The organism is Methylomonas sp. ZR1, from assembly GCF_013141865.1.
In the GTDB taxonomy this organism is placed as follows: domain Bacteria; phylum Pseudomonadota; class Gammaproteobacteria; order Methylococcales; family Methylomonadaceae; genus Methylomonas.
Map to the genome: position 1 here is coordinate 2,139,326 of NZ_RCST01000001.1, position 18,044 is coordinate 2,157,369.

At 51.2% G+C, this 18,044-nt stretch carries 19 protein-coding genes; 7 read left to right on the forward strand and 12 right to left on the reverse strand.

Annotated features, from left to right (window positions below; genetic code table 11):
- The first annotated feature begins 14 nt into the window (after nucleotides 1-14).
- Nucleotides 15-653 (forward strand): MBL fold metallo-hydrolase, encoded by a 639-nt coding sequence (locus DDY07_RS09710; RefSeq protein WP_171695738.1) that lies wholly within the window; start codon nucleotides 15-17, stop codon nucleotides 651-653.
- Between the two features lie 182 nt (nucleotides 654-835).
- Here DDY07_RS09710 and DDY07_RS09715 read toward each other — a convergent pair whose 3' ends face one another.
- The gene (locus DDY07_RS09715; RefSeq protein ID WP_033156619.1) at nucleotides 836-1,282 is read right to left on the reverse strand and encodes an Rrf2 family transcriptional regulator; all 447 of its coding nucleotides are present in this window, start codon (nucleotides 1,280-1,282) and stop codon (nucleotides 836-838) included.
- Nucleotides 1,283-1,393: 111 nt separating this feature from the next.
- Between DDY07_RS09715 and DDY07_RS09720 the strand changes: the two genes are divergently transcribed.
- Genes DDY07_RS09720 through DDY07_RS09730 form a run of 3 tightly spaced genes read left to right on the forward strand, consistent with a single transcriptional unit; the run spans nucleotide 1,394 to nucleotide 3,836 of the window.
- Nucleotides 1,394-1,732, forward strand: coding sequence for a hypothetical protein (locus DDY07_RS09720; protein ID WP_051669963.1), 339 nt, complete (start codon nucleotides 1,394-1,396; stop codon nucleotides 1,730-1,732).
- The gene (locus tag DDY07_RS09725; RefSeq protein WP_171695739.1) at nucleotides 1,725-2,330 is read left to right on the forward strand and encodes a cytochrome c; all 606 of its coding nucleotides are present in this window, start codon (nucleotides 1,725-1,727) and stop codon (nucleotides 2,328-2,330) included. The genes DDY07_RS09720 and DDY07_RS09725 overlap by 8 nt, the downstream gene beginning before the upstream one ends.
- The gene (locus DDY07_RS09730) at nucleotides 2,331-3,836 is read left to right on the forward strand and encodes a cbb3-type cytochrome c oxidase subunit I (protein ID WP_171695740.1); all 1,506 of its coding nucleotides are present in this window, start codon (nucleotides 2,331-2,333) and stop codon (nucleotides 3,834-3,836) included. It abuts the gene before it with no gap.
- A gap of 91 nt (nucleotides 3,837-3,927) precedes the next feature.
- Here DDY07_RS09730 and DDY07_RS09735 read toward each other — a convergent pair whose 3' ends face one another.
- A complete protein-coding gene (locus DDY07_RS09735) occupies nucleotides 3,928-4,122 on the reverse strand; it encodes a hypothetical protein (protein ID WP_033156621.1) in 195 nt (64 codons plus the stop codon).
- 448 nt (nucleotides 4,123-4,570) lie between these two features.
- Between DDY07_RS09735 and DDY07_RS09740 the strand changes: the two genes are divergently transcribed.
- Entirely contained in the window at nucleotides 4,571-6,187 is a 1,617-nt protein-coding gene (locus DDY07_RS09740) for a methyl-accepting chemotaxis protein (protein WP_171695741.1), read from the forward strand.
- Nucleotides 6,188-6,299: 112 nt separating this feature from the next.
- Here the strand turns inward: DDY07_RS09740 and DDY07_RS09745 are convergent, their stop codons facing one another.
- Both DDY07_RS09745 and DDY07_RS09750 read right to left on the reverse strand, forming a co-directional pair.
- On the reverse strand, nucleotides 6,300-7,883 hold the full coding sequence (locus DDY07_RS09745; protein ID WP_171695742.1) for a GTPase domain-containing protein: 1,584 nt from the start codon (nucleotides 7,881-7,883) through the stop codon (nucleotides 6,300-6,302).
- A complete protein-coding gene (locus DDY07_RS09750; protein ID WP_171695743.1) occupies nucleotides 7,864-9,600 on the reverse strand; it encodes a GTPase domain-containing protein in 1,737 nt (578 codons plus the stop codon). Before DDY07_RS09750 ends, DDY07_RS09745 begins: the two co-directional genes overlap by 20 nt.
- 115 nt (nucleotides 9,601-9,715) lie before the next feature.
- On the opposite strand from DDY07_RS09750, the gene DDY07_RS09755 reads away from it, so the two are divergent.
- On the forward strand, nucleotides 9,716-10,150 hold the full coding sequence (locus tag DDY07_RS09755) for a DUF6694 family lipoprotein (protein WP_171695744.1): 435 nt from the start codon (nucleotides 9,716-9,718) through the stop codon (nucleotides 10,148-10,150).
- A gap of 1 nt (nucleotide 10,151) precedes the next feature.
- On the opposite strand, the gene DDY07_RS09760 is transcribed toward DDY07_RS09755, so the two are convergent.
- The 5 genes from DDY07_RS09760 to DDY07_RS09780 form a co-directional block, all read right to left on the reverse strand.
- Nucleotides 10,152-10,811 carry a DUF2959 domain-containing protein gene (locus DDY07_RS09760; protein WP_020482201.1) on the reverse strand — a complete coding sequence of 220 codons (660 nt, stop codon included), beginning with the start codon at nucleotides 10,809-10,811 and terminating at the stop codon, nucleotides 10,152-10,154.
- A complete protein-coding gene (locus DDY07_RS09765) occupies nucleotides 10,804-11,373 on the reverse strand; it encodes a uridylate kinase (RefSeq protein WP_171695745.1) in 570 nt (189 codons plus the stop codon). Before DDY07_RS09765 ends, DDY07_RS09760 begins: the two co-directional genes overlap by 8 nt.
- A complete protein-coding gene (gene pabB, locus DDY07_RS09770; RefSeq protein ID WP_171695746.1) occupies nucleotides 11,370-12,743 on the reverse strand; it encodes an aminodeoxychorismate synthase component I in 1,374 nt (457 codons plus the stop codon). The genes DDY07_RS09765 and pabB overlap by 4 nt, the downstream gene beginning before the upstream one ends.
- A 79-nt stretch (nucleotides 12,744-12,822) precedes the next feature.
- Nucleotides 12,823-13,869, reverse strand: a complete 1,047-nt coding sequence (locus DDY07_RS09775; protein ID WP_171695747.1) for a hydantoinase/oxoprolinase family protein — start codon at nucleotides 13,867-13,869, stop codon at nucleotides 12,823-12,825.
- A gap of 9 nt (nucleotides 13,870-13,878) precedes the next feature.
- Nucleotides 13,879-14,874, reverse strand: coding sequence for an ATP-grasp domain-containing protein (locus DDY07_RS09780; protein ID WP_171695748.1), 996 nt, complete (start codon nucleotides 14,872-14,874; stop codon nucleotides 13,879-13,881).
- A 20-nt stretch (nucleotides 14,875-14,894) separates the two neighbouring features.
- Between DDY07_RS09780 and DDY07_RS09785 the strand changes: the two genes are divergently transcribed.
- Nucleotides 14,895-15,578, forward strand: coding sequence for a HisA/HisF-related TIM barrel protein (locus DDY07_RS09785; RefSeq protein WP_171695749.1), 684 nt, complete (start codon nucleotides 14,895-14,897; stop codon nucleotides 15,576-15,578).
- A 56-nt stretch (nucleotides 15,579-15,634) separates the two neighbouring features.
- Here DDY07_RS09785 and fae read toward each other — a convergent pair whose 3' ends face one another.
- From fae to DDY07_RS09800, 3 genes are all read right to left on the reverse strand, one after another.
- Entirely contained in the window at nucleotides 15,635-16,150 is a 516-nt protein-coding gene (fae, locus tag DDY07_RS09790; protein ID WP_033158126.1) for a formaldehyde-activating enzyme, read from the reverse strand.
- Nucleotides 16,151-16,235: 85 nt separating this feature from the next.
- The gene (locus tag DDY07_RS09795) at nucleotides 16,236-17,102 is read right to left on the reverse strand and encodes a triphosphoribosyl-dephospho-CoA synthase (RefSeq protein WP_171695750.1); all 867 of its coding nucleotides are present in this window, start codon (nucleotides 17,100-17,102) and stop codon (nucleotides 16,236-16,238) included.
- Nucleotides 17,096-17,998 carry a RimK family alpha-L-glutamate ligase gene (locus DDY07_RS09800; RefSeq protein WP_171695751.1) on the reverse strand — a complete coding sequence of 301 codons (903 nt, stop codon included), beginning with the start codon at nucleotides 17,996-17,998 and terminating at the stop codon, nucleotides 17,096-17,098. The genes DDY07_RS09795 and DDY07_RS09800 overlap by 7 nt, the downstream gene beginning before the upstream one ends.
- Nucleotides 17,999-18,044 lie beyond the last annotated feature (46 nt).

Here is an 18,044-nt window from a genome sequence, read left to right on the forward strand (position 1 = left end):
CCATCATCGATTTCATGCGCTACACCATTATTCCCGTCACCGCCTATCAACAAAACTGCACCTTACTGGTCTGCGAACAAACCAATATAGCCGCTCTGGTCGATCCGGGCGGCGACCTTGATGTATTGCTGAAGGAAGTCAAAAAACAAGGCGTGGAGCTGGAATCGATACTGGTCACCCACGGCCATCTCGATCACGTTGGCGGTGTGGCGGAGTTGGCCGAAAAACTTTCGTTGCCGACCATCGGCCCACAAATTGAAGATAACTTCTGGATCGAGGCCTTGTCACAGCAATGCCGGATGTTCGGTTTTCCGGAGTCGGCGAGTTTTACCCCACAGCGTTGGCTGAACGACGGCGATACGGTTAAGGTGGGTAACGAGGTCTTACAGGTGATCCACTGCCCTGGCCATACGCCCGGCCATGTGGTGTATTTCAGCGAGGACCAGCGCCTGGCGCTGGTCGGCGATGTACTATTCAAAGGCTCGATCGGTCGCACCGACTTTCCAAAAGGCGACCATCAAACTTTAATCAATTCCATTGAATTAAAACTCTGGCCCTTAGGAGAGGACGTGAAATTCATCCCCGGTCACGGCCCTATGTCTACTTTTGGCGCGGAAATGCGCAGCAATCCGTTTGTTGGAGCCTACCGCTAACCGAAAAAAATCAGCCCAAGGACAGGTTAAAACGGAGGAACTAGCATTCTGGATAAATAGCTGCCAGCGGATTTTATTGACAACGGTGGATGGGTAGGGGCGATAGCTGAAACCCATCGCATCAGTTTGAGGACACTTGATGGGTTTCGCTTCGCTCTACCCATCCTAAACATTGCAATGCCTCAACCCTGTTTTAGCGGTACGCCATCCAAGCCACTCGGCCGGGGCCCTGGCACCAAATCGCTCAAAACCGCCTTGTCCAAAGTCTGTAAAAACTGCTCGACAGCGCCGCCTAACAATCCTATCAGCCCGCACCCTTTCTCCAGCGCACAACTACCCTGCTTTTTGGGATTAAAACATTCGGCCATCTGAAAGTGCCCCTCCACTTCCCGTACCACATTGCCGACACTGATCTCCCGCGCCGGCCGCGACAAACAAATGCCGCCCCCTTTGCCGCGTACCGTCAGCACAAAACCTTTTACGCCCAGTTTGTGTACCACCTTGACCAAGTGGTTTCTGGAGATGCCGAAAAAATCGGCTAATTCAGTAATTGTTACCCGTTTTTCAGTGTTGATAGCCAGATAAATCAGTACGCGCAGCGCGTAATCGGTATGTGCAGTCAATTGCATGTCGGTGAATTTGGTAAAAGCCGTATTTGAAATAAATGTTAATGACGCTTACACTTGCCGGAAAGTTGCATTTTAAACGCATGTTATAAAACTGTCCGGCGGTAAAATTTAATGTTGATCGAACCCGTTGCCCTATCCGATTTTTTCCTGAGCTTTTTCAGTGCGGCGTTGATCATCTTGCTGGCTACCGTCTATGCCGCGTTGTATGCCTGGTCCAAGATCAGCGGCCGCCGCAAATTCGAGCTTGCCGCCTGGTTAATCTACGCTGCATTGCTGATTTGTGTCGGCGTGTTCAGCTACGTCAATCATTTTAACGATTATTGGCTACTGCTGTCCTTGTTAATGGTACTCGGCTACGGCTGGATGCCGCGTTTTATCTGGAAGCTGTGCGCCGCGACGCACGATGCAGATACACATCACTCTCATCAATCTGGAGATCATCATGACTGAGCAAAGTCCGCCCCGCTGGGCGTCGGAAACATTCTGGAAAAAAACCGCGATCTGGGTGACCGGCGGATCTTTTGTACTGCTGGTTATTTTAAGCTTCGATTCGATGAAACAAATCAGTGCCGGCGGCCCGCGCGTACCCGCCTACAGCGTGATAAACAAAGACATCAGCTATCGTTTCGACAAAGCCAAGCAGCGCTACCAACCCACCATAGGCGAGGACGCACCGTTGTTCGGCAAAACTTTGAGCGAAGAAGACGCCGAAAAACTGATCGACCACGGCAAAAAAACCGTACAAGCCAAAAACTGCATGAATTGCCACACCCTACTCGGCAACGGCGCCTACTACGCGCCCGATTTGACCAAAGCCTGGCTGGATCAAGGTTGGGGAGCCAAGGAATCGCGTGAACAAATGATGGTGAATTTCCTGCTGGACCCGGAAAAAAATGCCCGCACCTACGGCTCCAACCGCAAGATGCCCAATCTGGACATCACACCACCCGAAGCGGAAGCCATCGTTGCTTTCCTGAAATGGATGTCGTCTATCGACACCAATGGCTTTCCGCATAATTTCATCGCGCTGGGCGAAGAGGAACAATAAATGACCTTACAAGCTTATCAAGAAAAAGCGGCGAACTGCTGGGCCGGTTGCAAGCAACGCCATACCGAGCTCATGACCAACCCCCATCTGAGCGGCGGCCAAAAACTGGCGGTACATTACTTTACCGTGGCGATGGTGTTGTTTATGGCGCAATTGCTGTTCGGCCTGTTGGCCGGTCTGCAATTCATCTTCCCCAGCTTTCTCTATGAAATCCTGGATTTCAACGTCAACCGCATGGTGCACATCAACGCCATGGTGGTATGGATGCTGTACGGTTTCCTCGGCTCGGTGTACTGGTTTCTGGAAGATGAAAGCGGCGTCGAAATCGTCGGCCTGAAATGGGGACAATTGGCGTTCTGGGTATTGACCGGCGCCGTCACCGTCGTGGTCTTGGTGTACTTGCTGATTCAAATCGGCAGTGGTACCGATACCTCACTCTGGTTGATCAACGAAGGCCGCGAATACATCGAAGCACCGCGCTGGGCCGACATCGGTATCGTCGTCGTAGTATTAACCTTCTTCTATAACGTCGCCGCCACTTTTGCCAAGGGCAAATGGTCGGGCATCGCCGGCGTGTTGACTTTGGACCTGGTCGCGCTGGCCGGTTTGTATCTGGCCGGCATGTTTTACGTCACCAATATTTCCGTCGACCAATACTGGTGGTGGTGGGTCATCCACTTATGGGTGGAAGCCACCTGGGAAGTGCTGGTCGGCTGCATCATGGCCTGGAGCTTGATGAAGTTGCTGGGCGTGCGCCGCAAAGTCGTACAAACCTGGCTGTATATCGAAGTGGCCTTGATGTTCGGTTCCGGCATCTTGGGGCTCGGCCATCACTACTTCTGGATCGGCACACCTGAATACTGGTTCACCATCGGCGGCTTCTTTTCGGCGCTAGAACCCATCCCCTTGGTGGCGATGGTAGTACATTCCATCTACGACGCCGGCGCGCACCGCTTCAAAAACAGCAACCACCCCGCCCTAGCCTGGATCATCGCCCATGCTTTCGGTAACTTTCTCGGTGCGGGCGTTTGGGGCTTCATGCACACTCTGCCACAAATCAATCTGTATACTCATGGTACCCAATGGTCGGCTTCGCACGGCCATTTAGCTTTCTTCGGCGCTTATGCCACCATCAACATCGCCTTCTTCTATCTGGCCGCACAACAAGCGCGCGGTAAGGTCTGGATGGGCGGCGAGCTTGCCAATGGCTGGCGCTGGAAAACCGCAGCGGTACTATTAAACCTGGGCGTGATGGGTATGACGGTGGCGTTGTTGATCGCCGGCTACGAACAATCGTTTATCGAACGCGCGGTGGAAGGCTCAACTTGGGCCGGCTATTTTGCCGCACAAAATCATCCCTGGTTCATGCAAGCAATGGTCTGGCGCATGGTATTTGGCTTGATGACGGCGGCGGGCGGCGGTTTGTTGTTTTGGGATTTATTGGAAATCGGCAAGGGTGAGCAACGGCCCGCGGCAGTGATTGACAGCGAAGCAGTAGCCCAATAAATCAACGGTGTGCTTACCGCTTGGGCATCCACCGATTTTTCAAACGCTTAAGGCGAATACGCTGGCGTATTCGCCTTGTAAAGGTTTTATCTCAAACCGGAGAACATTGCGAACAAGCGGTTGGCTTAGCAAATCTCTCACTGGCCTTCTTCGCCGCACTGACCACGTTGCTGATTGAACCCAGATAATAAATTGCCTCTTTAGCCGGCAGCAAAGAGCAGCTGGATTTATGAATCAGGTGGTCGCCATTTTCCTGCGCGCTTATCTCAATAAAAAACTCTGCCATTGTCTAATCCTCTTGATATAGGTTTTATAAATACAGGTCGAACCGCGTGAATGATCGAACCTCTGTAGGCCATCGAACATTCGGCCTGAGCGATGTTATGAAAACGACATGAATAACCGCTAATTCAGGCCATTTTGCGGCTCAGCTAACTGACAGCAAGAAATAAACCAGAACCACCGGTACATCAGCCCTGCTCATTCCGCGTTAAGCAACACCTTGTTTGAGCATTTGTTAAACAACATAAAGTACCCGACAAATAATAAGCTTGCTTACCGTCAACGCCACTCAATCCTAGGTAATCCAAGCATCTGTCGATATTCGCTCACTCGCAGACTGACCCACCGCCTTTCCTATATTTCAGCTCTATCTAAGTGATTGATTGTTGCATTGAAAATTTCTTCTACAATTTCTACTCAGCTTTCACGTTATTAATATAGGGGGAATGCGTATGCTGAATCGTTTTTCGATAGCTGCCAAACTTCAACTGATGTCTTGGTTTGCGTCGCTACTGCTGGCCGGCCTGGCGTTACTTGGCTATCACGCCTTAAATTATGTCGGCGATGCGGCTCACAGCATGGGGAAGAGTAAAGACATCGTCGCCGACATTCTACCGCCCCCCTTATTTCTGGTTGAAGCCCAGTTAATGGCCGAGCAGCTATACCACGACAAAGATAAAGACCCTAAATATGCGCGGTTAAAAGAATTGAAAATCGAGTACGACACCCGCAATCGCTATTGGGAGTCCGCACAGGAGATTCCAGCCCAACTAAAACAAGCCATATTGGGCACGCAACGCGAACAAGCTGATCAGTGGTGGAAAGAATTGGAGGAACGCTATATTCCAGCAATCAAGGAAGGTGATGTAAAAACAATGGACCTGGCTATGGAACGTCTGGATGAACAGTACGAACGGCATCGCGAAGCATTGGCAGAAACCGTCAAAATTTCCAACCGATATTCCAATGAGACCTTGGCAAACCTTAACCAAACCGTCGGCAGCACAACCTGGTATCTGGTTGGAGTGGCCTTGCTGGGTGCAATCGCATTCGTGATAATGGCCTACGTGATTATCCAACAAATCCGCTACAGCCTTGATCAAGCGGAAAAAGTCACGGGGGCTATCGCCGCCGGCGACCTGACGGTAGTGATCCCCGATGCAGGCGACGATGAAATCGGACAACTTCTCAGAAAGTTAGCGCAGATGCGCAAGAACTTACACAATCTAATCTCCGATATGCACAACGGCGTATTCCAGCTTAATCGATATTCGGCGGACCTGTTGGAGGCCGCCGCGCAAGAATCGATTATCGCCAATAACGGTTACGAGGCAGCTTGCAGTATGGCGGCCACTATCGAACAGCTATCGGTATCGCTCGAACAAGTCAACGGTAATGCGCTGGACGCCAAGCAGGTTGCATTCGAATCAGGACAGCGCGCGGAGTTATCCACCAAGGTAATTAGCTCCACCGCCATAGAGATGCAAAAAATTTCAGCCATTGTCGTGAATGCGGCTGACTACATTCGCAATCTGGAATCAATCAGCTCGGAAATAACCAGTATTGTCGACGTGATTCACGGTGTCGCCGAACAAACCAATCTGCTTGCTCTAAACGCCGCGATTGAGGCCGCTCGCGCCGGCGAGTACGGCCGAGGTTTTGCGGTGGTTGCAGACGAAGTCAGAACGCTTGCCGAGCGCACCAGCACGTCCAGCGGTGAAATTAAATTAATGGTGGAAAAAATTCGTCAAGCCTCCAAAGCCGCTGTGCAGGCTATGGAAAGCGGGGTAACCGGCGTTGAATCCGGCGTAGCGCTGTCCAGCCAGGCGGGCCAATCGGTCAACGAAATTCTCGATGCCCAATACCGCGTGACACTATCGGTAGACGGGATTAGCGGCGCACTGGGCCAGCAATCGGCTGCTACACGCGATATGGCTAATCGGGTGGAACAGATCTCGCAAAATGCCAACTCGCTGGCTAAAACCGTAGAGAAAACCAAGCAGAGCGCAGAACAATTGGCACAACAGGCCGCTAGCCTCGATAAGTTGGCTGCACGCTTCAAATTATAAGCATTCAGCGCAGAATGCGGCTGCGTTACTTAGGCACAAACTTAACGATTTCCAGGCTTGGGTCACGTGAGTTTAAGGTAATGTCAGCACTCAAACCTTAAGCTGAATAATCTCACTTAGCCAATAATACCCGACCCAGAAGGCTGCCATTTTCGACAACCATCGCTGATTCAGCACCGCAACGCTCGATCAACCGCGTCAACTGCTGACCCAGCATTTCGTTCCGTTGCTGCTCGCTCAACAACACCTGCTTGATCTCCGCCATCACCGCCGTCAAGGCCTGCTGCAAACCTTTCTGTAAACCTTTCAACGCCGCTTTCTGCAAAGACGGCTGAATTTTTTTGTGCAGGAAAAACGGAATCAGCCAGCTCAAACCGATCAATAACACACTATGAATTGCAAAATCGGCACCCAAGTAAGCAGTAGCATCGGCGGCGCTGTGGTAATAGCCGGAGAATACCTGATAACCGACGGCGCCCATCGCCGCCAGCGGTAAGACCGATTCGGAAATCGCCGTCAATGTCAGCAGAAAACGCTGAGCGCCGTTGCCGGGCTGCAATAAAGCCTGTCGACCGGCCAATTCAGTTTGAGCAGTCAGGTTTTTCTCGGTGTTATCGCGGATCCCTTGCAACGCAACTTTCAAGGGTTTGCTGGGGATGTTGGCTTGCGCGGCTTGCAACACCAATTCGTCCAGCAAATCGTTCAGACGGTTCTGCGCCCAGTCGTCCCACAGCTTGATGTCGGCTGGTTGGCCCAGGTTCTCCGCCCAAAATTGCGCGAGCTGTTTAATCGGCCAGGCCAAACCTTGCTGCAAGCTGGCTTCAGTATGCTGCCAAAGCGCCTCAAAATTTTGCTGACATTGTGCATAGTCTTGGCCGGAAAAATCGTCAGCCATTTGCTGCAAGGTCTGCTTTAAATGTTGGCGGCGCAATTGCTGGCTGCGCTGTTCCAGTTGCGCAACGCTGTGCTGTCCGGACAGTTGCCGCAACTGTTCCAACAATGCGGCGAATTCGTCGCCGTCCGGTTCGCTGCAACTGGTGCGAAAGATTAAGGGATCGGTGAAACCGGCCTTACCCAGCTGCTGTTTAAAATCGTCGTATTGCACCGGCTGACCACGATCCCACTGATTCATCACAAACAGCCAGGCGTGTTTCGCGCCTTCCGCCAATAGCAATTGCCAGGCTTTGTTGTCGCGGTAGCGTTCCGGACTGACGACATACAGTAAAACGTCGATATGCGGCAGCCACTCCAATACCAAACGCTTGTTGCCGAGTTCGACGCTGTCGAAATCCGGCATATCAATCCAGACGATATGGCTATTGGCCGCATCGTTGTGCTGGCTGATCTTGATGCTGTCCAGCGGCAAACCTGCCGGCAGTTTGTTAATCGCCAGGCTTTGGTGGTGATACAGAGTCACTTCCCGCGAGGTGGGCCGCTCGATGCCGGCCCGGGCAATCGCCTGCCCCGCCAAACGATTCAATAAGCTGCTTTTGCCGACGCCGGTACCACCCATGAACGCCACAATCAAAGGTCTGGTCTGCGGGTCGGTTTGACTCGCCGCAAATAGAGCTTCCGTACTGCGCGCATCTATTGTGGTCAATAATTGCGCCCGCTCCGCGCTCAATCGGCCTTCGGCTTGCGCGGCTGCGGCCCATTGCTGGGCTTGGGTCAGCAATTCAGAGTAATCGTAAGCCATGTTTCTTCTCTTTCAGCGCCTGCTCCGCGGCGTGGCATTGTTGTTCGGAGATATTAAAGCGGGTGGGCGACAGCACGCCTTGCGGCAACAAATACAAGCGCTGTTTCAGGCAGGCATCGAACAGCGCGGTTTTCACGGTATTGAGCTGATGCTGTTTTAATTCGGCTTCAACCTTATGCATATAACTGCCGATGGCGCTTTCGGCTAATAAGGACGTAATGGTCAGCATCAATGGGGTAATCACCAAATCGTGGATACCGATACCGCCGGCCTGGATAGCCAGCAATAAGGCGCCGGCGTCGGTCGTGACGCGGGTGGCGCGCAGACTGTTCAAAACCATCGGTTGCTCTTGCAGTTTTACGTATAAACGCTGCGCCGAGGCTTCCACATCCTGTTGAAAATCGCTGTGATAATCCGTCACCGCCTGGCGATAAATCTGTAATAAATCGCCGCGTTTCTGTCTCAGCGCCATCGCGGTTTCTTTCCACCAGCGACTATCGGCCGGCTCGGTTTCGGTTTTCTCCAGCAAGCGGTCGGCGATTTGAATCAACAGATGCTCACCTAACTGGTTCAGTACCCCGAGTTCCTGATTGGGATTGATAGGTGTGCCGCCCAAGGCAAATAATTTACGAAACGGCCAGGTCATGGCCCTTCTTGTCTTGCCTAGCGCCTTGGCGATACCGGGGATTTCCAGTAAGGTCAGCAGATTTAACAAAGCGTTTTGAAAGGTTTCGTAATGATGTGGATGGTTCAGATAATCGCGCTGGTACTCCTTAACTGCCTGCGCCAACGCTTGATCGACCAGGGTTTGCCAATGATGCTGAGCATGGTGCTCGGCGAACACCGGTTGTAGCCAGTCCAGCCAATAGCGGCTAAGTAATTGCTGCTGCCGAGCGCCGTGTTTGTGACGGGTGACCTTTTTCGCCAGATCCGCGAATGCGTGTGTAGCCGACTGCGGCCAGCTCGGCTTCGCAGGGGCTTTTTGGAATAATAAGGGCACCACTGTAGGCAATGTATCTTGCCGGGTTTGCAGCCACTTTTGCCGCAGCGAATCCAGAATCACCGGCTCGCTGCCTTCGTTAAGTTTATTCACGCAAATCAGGGTAGGCTGCTGGAAAACCTCGATAGCTTTCATCATTTCCCACACCGATTGATCGGCGTATTTTTCTTTACTCACCACCAGTACCACGATGTCGGCCAGCGCGATGGTGCGGATCACGCCTTCCCGATAATCAGCGGCGTCTATTGAATCGAAATCAGGCGTATCCCAGCAGACGCAAGCCGGCAACAAGGTCGAGGCGCCGGGGCTTGGGCTCAAGGAATAGCAATCGTATCTTCCCGGCCGCAATTCGGTTTGTTGCAGACGCTGAAAGCGGCCGAAATAATGTTGCATTCCGTCGCAGTCGTCGGGCGTCAGGCCGTGGCAAAAGCCCTGGGCCTGTACCGTGTAACCGGCCAGTGGACTGACGCCGGCGGCGTTGGCATTTAACAGCAGATTGACGACGGAACTTTTACCGGCCTGCGTCGGCCCGATTACGGCGATTTGCAGCGGAAAACCGGGGTTATTGTCCAGCAGTTCACCTTTGCGAATAAAGGCTTCACCGTGCAACAATTGCTCTATACGTTGCTGATAATCCAGGTACTGGGGATTTTTTTTATCCAGCTGCTGTAGCACAGTTTGGTAACGCTGTTTGAGAAGTTGGATAAATTCCAGCATGTGGTAAGCTTGTGTTTTTAATTACCGAGTAATTTGGTTTGTTTGGTAACCCGCGTTGCAACCATTATAAATACAAAATTCGGGTTTGTTTATTTAGCCACTGGGGGGCTGCATCATGAAAAAAGCGTCAACTGTTTTGGTTTTTTTAACCTGTGCACTTTTGGCTGGTTGCAATAAAAGCAATCAAATCAACGGCAGCAGTTTAAAAACGGTCAATCGATCAATCAGTCAAATCAAGGAAAAATTGCCGCTAGACCAACGCATCGAGTTTGAAGTGTCTTTCTGGACCTTACGCGATGAAATCCGCAATAACAAGGAGTTTTTGGACGCTATCGATGGCAAGACACCGGAACAATTGGTGGAAGCCGGCAAAGAGTTATTCGCCAAACGTAAAGCTGCCGGCAGCAAAGAGTATGAAAAATACGCCAATTGGGACCAAATGATTTCCCAATACTCGCAAGAACGTATCGATCAAAACCGCAAGAAAACCCCTGACCAACGGGACAAAAATCCACCGGCACGGGTCGACTACAAAATGCACTCCATGTAATTTATCTGCGCACCGGGGCCGGCAGTTGTTTCTGTTCCACCAGAACCGCAACAAACTGGCTGGCCTCGCTGATGGTTTTCTCCATCACCTCGATCAACCTCGAAATATCCACACCGATTTCCATGAACTCATGCCGCAATGCCGCAATAGCATGCGCATTCAAGTTATGCTTTAAAAACAGCACTTGATCCTGAAACGCTGCCAATACCGGATGCATACGGGTTTCCGCGGTCTGCAAGGCTTTTAACAAACGGGCATATTGCTGGCGGGATTTTTTAAGTTGTTGCTGACTGCGCGCCTTCAGGGCCCGGTTGCTGTATAAAGCCAACTCGGCTTCCCATTCGTTGAATAAAGCTTCGCTAATTTCTTCCACTGCCTGAATTCTTTGACTGACTTGGTCGGCCTTACCCTTGCATAGATCGTAGCGGCGTTTGAGTTGCTGATAGCGTTGCTCCATCGAACTGTCCTGCACATTGACGATGCTTTTAAATTTATCCAGCGCATCGACAAATTGATCCCGGCTGTCCTTCAAACTCTCGCAAGCCTGCCCAACCTGCATCACTACAATGTCGCGCTTTTGATGACCCAGCAAGGACTCGCGGCTTTGGTAGTATGCCTTGCGCAAACGCTTGTTCAGTATGGCTTTGATAAAATTAATCATGGTGGGACAGGAAACGGTCTTTATTAATCACTTTGATTTTGTAGTGTGCCTGGGCGGTGAAGCGCGGAAAAGCAGCGTCGAGTATGCCTTGTTGCTGTAAGCCCAGCAAACTCGCTTGCTCTGGAATCGGCGCCGATTTAACGATAATTAGCTCATCGGCTTCGATATAGCCCGCCAACCAGGCCGCCAAACTATCGGACGTTATATCCCAACTAGCGGCAATCCCGGCTTGATCTAATTGCTCGACTTGTGGAGACCAGATCAGCACCGGTTTGACTTGCGATGCACAACGTATACTTTCCGCATCGGCGACGATTGCAAACTCGGGCATTAGGCTCTGGATCAACAAGGCCATTTGCTGCATCGCCAGAATCGCCATCCGGTGCGCGGCGAGATCGTCGAAACGCCATTGACGTTGCGCGATACGCACTTGTTCAGCAAACGGCCCGCCGCCGGGCACGATGATGATTGGGTAGCCGGCGCGATTTGCGATTGTCGCCAAACAAGCGGGCAAGGCCGCCGTTTCCAGCAAACTGCCGCCCAACTTGATCACAAAAGTCATGCGCTGAATTGTTTGAGCAACTGTAATAAGGCGGCGGCCTTGTCGAAGCATTCCTGATATTCTTCGTCCAACACCGAGTCGTTGACGATGCCCCCGCCCGCCCAAAAACGTATCGTGCCGTGATTGTGGACCAGAGTACGAATCGCGATATTAGTGTCCATATTGCCGTCAAAACCGATATAGCCTATCGCACCGCAATAGATACCGCGCCGATGCGGTTCCAGTTCCTCGATAATTTCCATCGCCCGGATCTTCGGCGCTCCGGTAATCGAGCCGCCCGGAAAACAGCTGCGCAATAAATCGATGGCATGCTGGCCTTCCGCTAGCACCCCCGTCACGGTACTGACTAAGTGATGTACGGTGGTATAGCTTTCTACCGAGAATAAGCTCGGCACCCACACCGAACCTTTTTTGCAACTCTTGCCCAAATCATTGCGGAGTAGATCGACGATCATCACATTCTCGGCCCGGTCCTTGGTGCTGGACACCAAGTCTGCGATCTGTGCCTGATCGGCTTCCCAATCATTCCGACGTGGACGTGTCCCTTTGATGGGTTTGGTTTCCACGGCGCCGTCGGTGACTTTTAAAAAGCGTTCCGGCGACGAACTCAAGACCTGCACATCCGGAAAGTTCAGATAAGCGCTGAATGGCGCAGCGTTGATCTGCCGCAATATTTGATAGGCTTGCCATGGCTGGCCTTGGCAAGGGCTTTCGAAGCGCTGGGTCAAATTGATTTGATAGCAATCACCCTCTTTCAAATAATGTTTGATGCGCTGAAAAGCGGCGGCGTAAGCTTGTTTGTCCATATTGGCGCACGGCGCTTGCAGCACTTTAAATTCTGTAGTCTCAGCTGGTGTAGAAATCGCACTGAATTCGCTGACTAGTCTTTGCTGCTCGCTTTCCGGCAAGTCGACACTGACCAACCAGCTTTGCCGATGCTGATGATCGACAATCACCGCCCAGCGGTAAATGCCCACCGCCATCTCAGGCAGATTTTCCGCATCGTCGGCCATTGTCGGTAAACGCTCAATGCGTCTGGCCAAATCATAAGCAAAATAACCAATGGCGCCGCCGTTGAACGGCAGTCCGTCAACACTAGCTAAGGACGCGCCTAACTGTTGTTTCAACAACTCAAAAGGATCCTCGGTACTTTCGCTAATCACACCATCGCGTTCGATAAGCGTAATATCGCCACGTGTTTGCAGAGTTACAACTGGGCCGTAAGCGATAATATCGAATCTATCCTGATGGCTGTGCGGCTGCGCGCTATCCAGAAAGACTGCCCAAGGCTGTTGCGCCAGCGGGGCAAATAATGCTGCACTGTCTTGAAAATAAGGCAGTGATTGTTTGATGGGTTTGGCTAAAGGCATTAAGAAGTGCTGTTAAGCGGCCGGAATGTGCCGCAAGGACATGATTTGCAATATACCGATTTTACCCCAGCAGCCGGCTTTAACCAAACCCGCCGGCAAGATAAGCCACTGCGGTGGCTGGCGCACAGTCTGCGGCATCAATAACATTGGTTTTAGCGGTTGATGGCAGCAAATCGGTAAAGTCCAGATACTCCAAGCCCAAATCCGCCGCCATGTCGCGCGCAAGGAAGCGGCCAACACCGGCACCGATTAATTTAATCGCCGAGCCGGTTTCAGCCCTTTGCAATTGTCTGACACAAGCATGGCTGATTTTCTGTGTTTGCTTGGTTTTGAGCTGCTCGGCAAATGCCAACCAGAGTGCAAGATCGCTCTCGCTAAATTCGTAACCGGTCAGCCGCGACAAGCGGCGGGCGCTGGCAGAAACCGATTTTTCCGCCCCGTCCGCTGTGTCAGTTTGGTCATGAACTTCATTCAAGTCACCAGTCAAGCGATACACATCGGCCATTGTCGCGAAATACTCGGCCATCAAACCCATTGATTGGCCGTTGAATTCGGCTTCCTGGGCAATCGCCATCACTGCCGTGCGGACAATACCGGTATACACCAACTCGCCGGAGACCAAGCGCTGATAGTCGGTGAAGCCTTGCACTTTGAGCTGATGATTTTCGACCAGCAAAATATCGGTAGTGGTACTGCCTATATCCACAAATAAGGCAATTGGCAGGCGCTTTGCCACCCACATCAGACTAGCCAACCAATTAACAGAAGCGATGTCCATGCAATCTGCCGGCTGAATGTGTGCTGCCGGCAAGAAGCCGCGCAAGCCGGCAAATACTGTTACCTGCTCGGCATTGAATTGTTCACAAACAACCCGGACGATGGCGTTGACACCTTGCTCGCGACTGGTAAAGCAATCCACCAGTTCACCGGTCATCGTCACGGCATGCCGGCAATTTTGCAAATCGAATTGGCCGGCCAAATCGGCCAAAGTGCCATGCAGATACTCTATCCCCTTCCATAATGGACAAGCCTGCTGAGCAAGGGCCTGGATATGTCCGGACTCATCCAGCAACGCCAACTTAACGTGCGCACCCCCAATATCCCAACCTACAATCTGTTTGTTCATTCTGCCTTTTTAATTGATATGGATTTGAACTGTTTCATTTCTATACGGCTGTAACACCGGTTCGGCATGGCGCAGGCGCAAAACCTGTTCGGCCACGTTGATCCCGGTCGCTTGGCGGATGCCGACGTAAGAACTGGTCAGACGCGGATTAATTTCCAACACCAGCGGACCTAGTTTGGCATTCTCGATAACATCGATACCTACGTAGCCCCACAAGCCAGGCAGCGCATCGGCTATTTCGCTTACCAAATTTCGATAAAAGCTCAGCTTATCGGTTTGTAAATTCACTAAACAGCCTTGCAAACTAAATCGGCCTTGCTGCAAAGCAATTTGCTGGTGGTTATAGCAGATAAGCCAGGCTTGGCCATGCTTGAACAAACAGGACAAACTGGCGGCCTGCCCGTGAATATAAGGCTGTAACACATAGCGGTGCGGATCGGTTAATTCGGCAATAGCGGCCGGCAATTGCTCGGCATCGATTTGCAAACTATCAAGGCACCCGACGCCGTCGGCAATTTTGACGACCAGCTTATCCGCCAAACCGATACCCTCCTTGGCTTCGCTGAGCAGATGCGTTGCCACCGCCGGAATCATCCGTTTTTTCAAAGCTTGATATGTCGCATACTTATTGGCGCATGCGCTCAAGGCAGCCGGATTGGATAATAAGACTTCGACATTCGCGGCAATAGCCAGCTCAGCCAAGCTCTGCAACATACTGTCACTTTCCGGTGCGACGGGCCAAAACAAATCAGCTTGTGTCAGTAAATCCCGCAACAGTGCAAAGATGTCGCAAGCGGCGCTTACCGTCACAATTTCGCCTGGCAACAGCATATCCGGTCTGGCGCAGCGCTCATCCAAGGGCACACATAGCTGAAGATCGTCCAGACACTTCAGTTCGGCGATTAAAGCCTGTAACATCAAGCTGCCTTCCGTCGCCAGCGAAGCAGGCAATGCCTGCCCGACCAAACCGCCGCCGGTAATAAATTCAAATACCAGAACTCTCAATTCTAAAACTCGCTTGGCTTATGCAGATTATTCCCGTCATCGATTTGAAAGACGGCCTGGTGGTCCACGCCGCAGGAGGCGACCGCAACCGCTATCAACCCGTGCATCTCACCTCGTCAATATGCGATAGCAGCCAAATAAACAAAGTCGTGTCGAGTTTATTAAAGCTGTATCCATTTCCAAAGTTTTATATCGCAGATCTCGACGCAATCACCGGCCAAGGTAATCACGACGAAATCATCGACAACTTGTTTAGCCAATATCCAAACAAGGAATTTTGGCTGGATAAGGGCAGTAGCTATCAAGCACTTGCTGCAACGAATCGCGGAATAAACTGTAAGCCGGTTATCGGTACCGAATCGCAACGACTACCCGTATCGTTAAAAAATACCGATCTGATCCTATCGTTGGATTTTAAACATAACCAGGTTTTGGGTCATCCGGGGTGGCTGGAAAGCCCTGAACTATGGCCGAAAACTAATGTGGTGATGACCTTGGATTTGGTTGGCAGCAATCAGGGTCCGGACTTTGCAAAACTCAGCCGGATTTGCAAGGATCATCCCGATAAACATTTTGTTGCGGCTGGCGGGGTTCGGGATGTGAACGATCTCATGCGCCTGGAAACTATCGGCATTACCGCTGTGCTACTGGCTAGCGCCCTGCATAACGGCAGTATCGACGCCGCTATGCTAGAAAAATTTTAGGCAAAAAAATACCCCGGCAAGCCGGGGTATCTTCGACAGCCTTTGAAACTAAAAACTTAAACGTTGTTAGTAGCAAATGGGTGTTTTGCACCAGATTTAGCAGCAACAACTTCTTTAGCAGTTGGAGTGCCGGCAACCGCGCGAGCGATAGCTTCTTTGGTGGCTTTGTAGTTGAATTCTTCAATTTTTGCATCGTCTTCAGCCAACCAGTGGATGAAAACACCAACAGAAATGAACAAATCGTCAGCTTCGTCAGCAGGGATAGTGCCGTCTTCAACGGAATCAGCAACAGCCATAGCAACAGCGCGTTGAGCTGGTCCAAACATTTGAACAGCTTGTTTTGCGCCTTTGATGGTTACTTTGTTGAACAGGATGGTTGCTGGTTTAACCAACAGGTTAGGAGCAACAACAGCCAACAGAGTAGAGAAACCGTCTTTGTTGTTTGTCAAAGCATTTGCGAAAGCAGTTTCAGCTGCTGAGCCGCGTGGGCCGATGATCAAATCGATGTGAGCAATTTCGTTGCCTTCACCAACCAAAGATTCGCCAACGCGCAAGTTATTGATTTTTGCCATTTTAAATTTATCCCCTAAAGATAAGATTGAACCAAAAAAATAGACACTTTCGTGTCTCAAGATTGTAGTTTCTGCTTAGTTCCCTCTATAACCCACCGGTTCCTTCACCGATAAGTTGTTCCAGAAGCACCACCAGTACTGTCGCTACAGTTATGTCAGCTGTTGTACCCGGATTGATCCTTTGTGCCTTAAAAGCTTTGTCCAGATCATACAATACTGGCAAAAGCTCTTCAGGCTCACCAGCTGTTTGCATCGCTCTCTCGAGCTTATGCATCTCAGCCTTGATCCACTCTGAATACCGCTCTCCATACTTCCGCTCAATATGACTATCGGGATATTGAGCCAACATTGCGGCAAAAACCGCTAACGCCGCCCAAGCACAATCGCCAGACAAAACGAAAGCACGATTATATCTTAAAACGCCGAAATCAAAAACGTCTTTAAAAATTGTTGCGTATTGCAACGCAATTCGGTCCTTGTCAGCGGCAAAAACCATGGCCTCGGTCAGCGTCACATCCGCCGGTTTTTGGACGTCGTGCTGCGCGGATTCACCTAAACCGGCCGGCGCAGCTAAGGTGACCGCTTTGAAAACCCAATCTGCATCCTCACGGGTCGTATTTTCCAGCAATAGCCGTAAACCATCCCGCAAGTTTTCGCCCTTTTTTAAACCGGCAACCACTTGCAACAATGGCGCGCAAAGCAAAATAATACCGAGATTGGTATTGCAAGCCACCGCCTCGCGGGTTGCCTTGACTGCGTAATAAATCTTTTCACCCAAACTATATTGCGGATTGGTAATTGGCTCGCCGCTTACCCGAGCACTGACACGAAAATCCTCAACTGTCATATCGTCAGCGGCACTATATACACTGACATTGCCAGGCTTGAACGCTTGCAACTCGATTTCGCAAGCTTGTAGGTAAGCGTCCATCAATTGCTGCCTGTTCAACATACTTTTTCCGACACGCAATATCGATCAAGCAAATCAGCCACCAGACATTCGGCGATGTTAATATCACAAACACTTTGTAGACCTTTCCAGGCCGGCACGCTGTTTACTTCGATGATGCGATAACAACCGTTGGCATCCTGAATCACATCCACGCCTGCATAATCCATGCTTAACGCCGCAACGGCGGCAATCGCCAATTCTGCTAAAGCCGGTTCCAGTTCGATACATTCACAAGACGCGCCTCTAGCCACATTATTCAGCCAGGAAATGCCGCGCCGCCGCATGGCTGCAACGGCCCTACAGTTAATCACAAACACCCGCACATCGGAATAGCCATCACCGGCGCATTCGACAAAGCGCTGCAAATAATAAATACCGTGACTACTGGTTAGCCAGAGCAAATCGGTAGATTTTTCGATACGCCGAATGCCCTCGCCTTGCGAACCGAACAATGGCTTGCTGATTAGATAATAGCCGGCGCGCAACTGCTGTTCGGCAATCGCCAATGCTGCATCGCGATCCCGCAATACCCAAGTCATTGCCGTCGGCAAACCGCCATGTTGCAACAAAAAACTGGTCATGCCTTTATCGACGCTACGCTCGATAGCGCCGGCATCGTTATAAACCGGTATGCCCAGTATTTTTAAGCCGTGCAAAACATCTAGATAAAACACCACCTCTTCCAGCGAACCGCCGGGCACGCCGCGCACGAAAACCGCCGCCGGTAATTCTTGCTCAAAACCGGGAATAACAATCGGCAAATCCGAGACCGTTAACTGCAATTTGCAGGCAGTCAGCGAGACATATTCGGCGGCATAACCGCGCTCGGCAAAAGCCAAGCACAACTGCTTGCCGTGCCAACCCGGATCATCGGTAATTATTGCAATTCGGCGCAAGGGATGGGTTACGAATGAAGTTGACGAAACAAGCTAACAGGCTTTG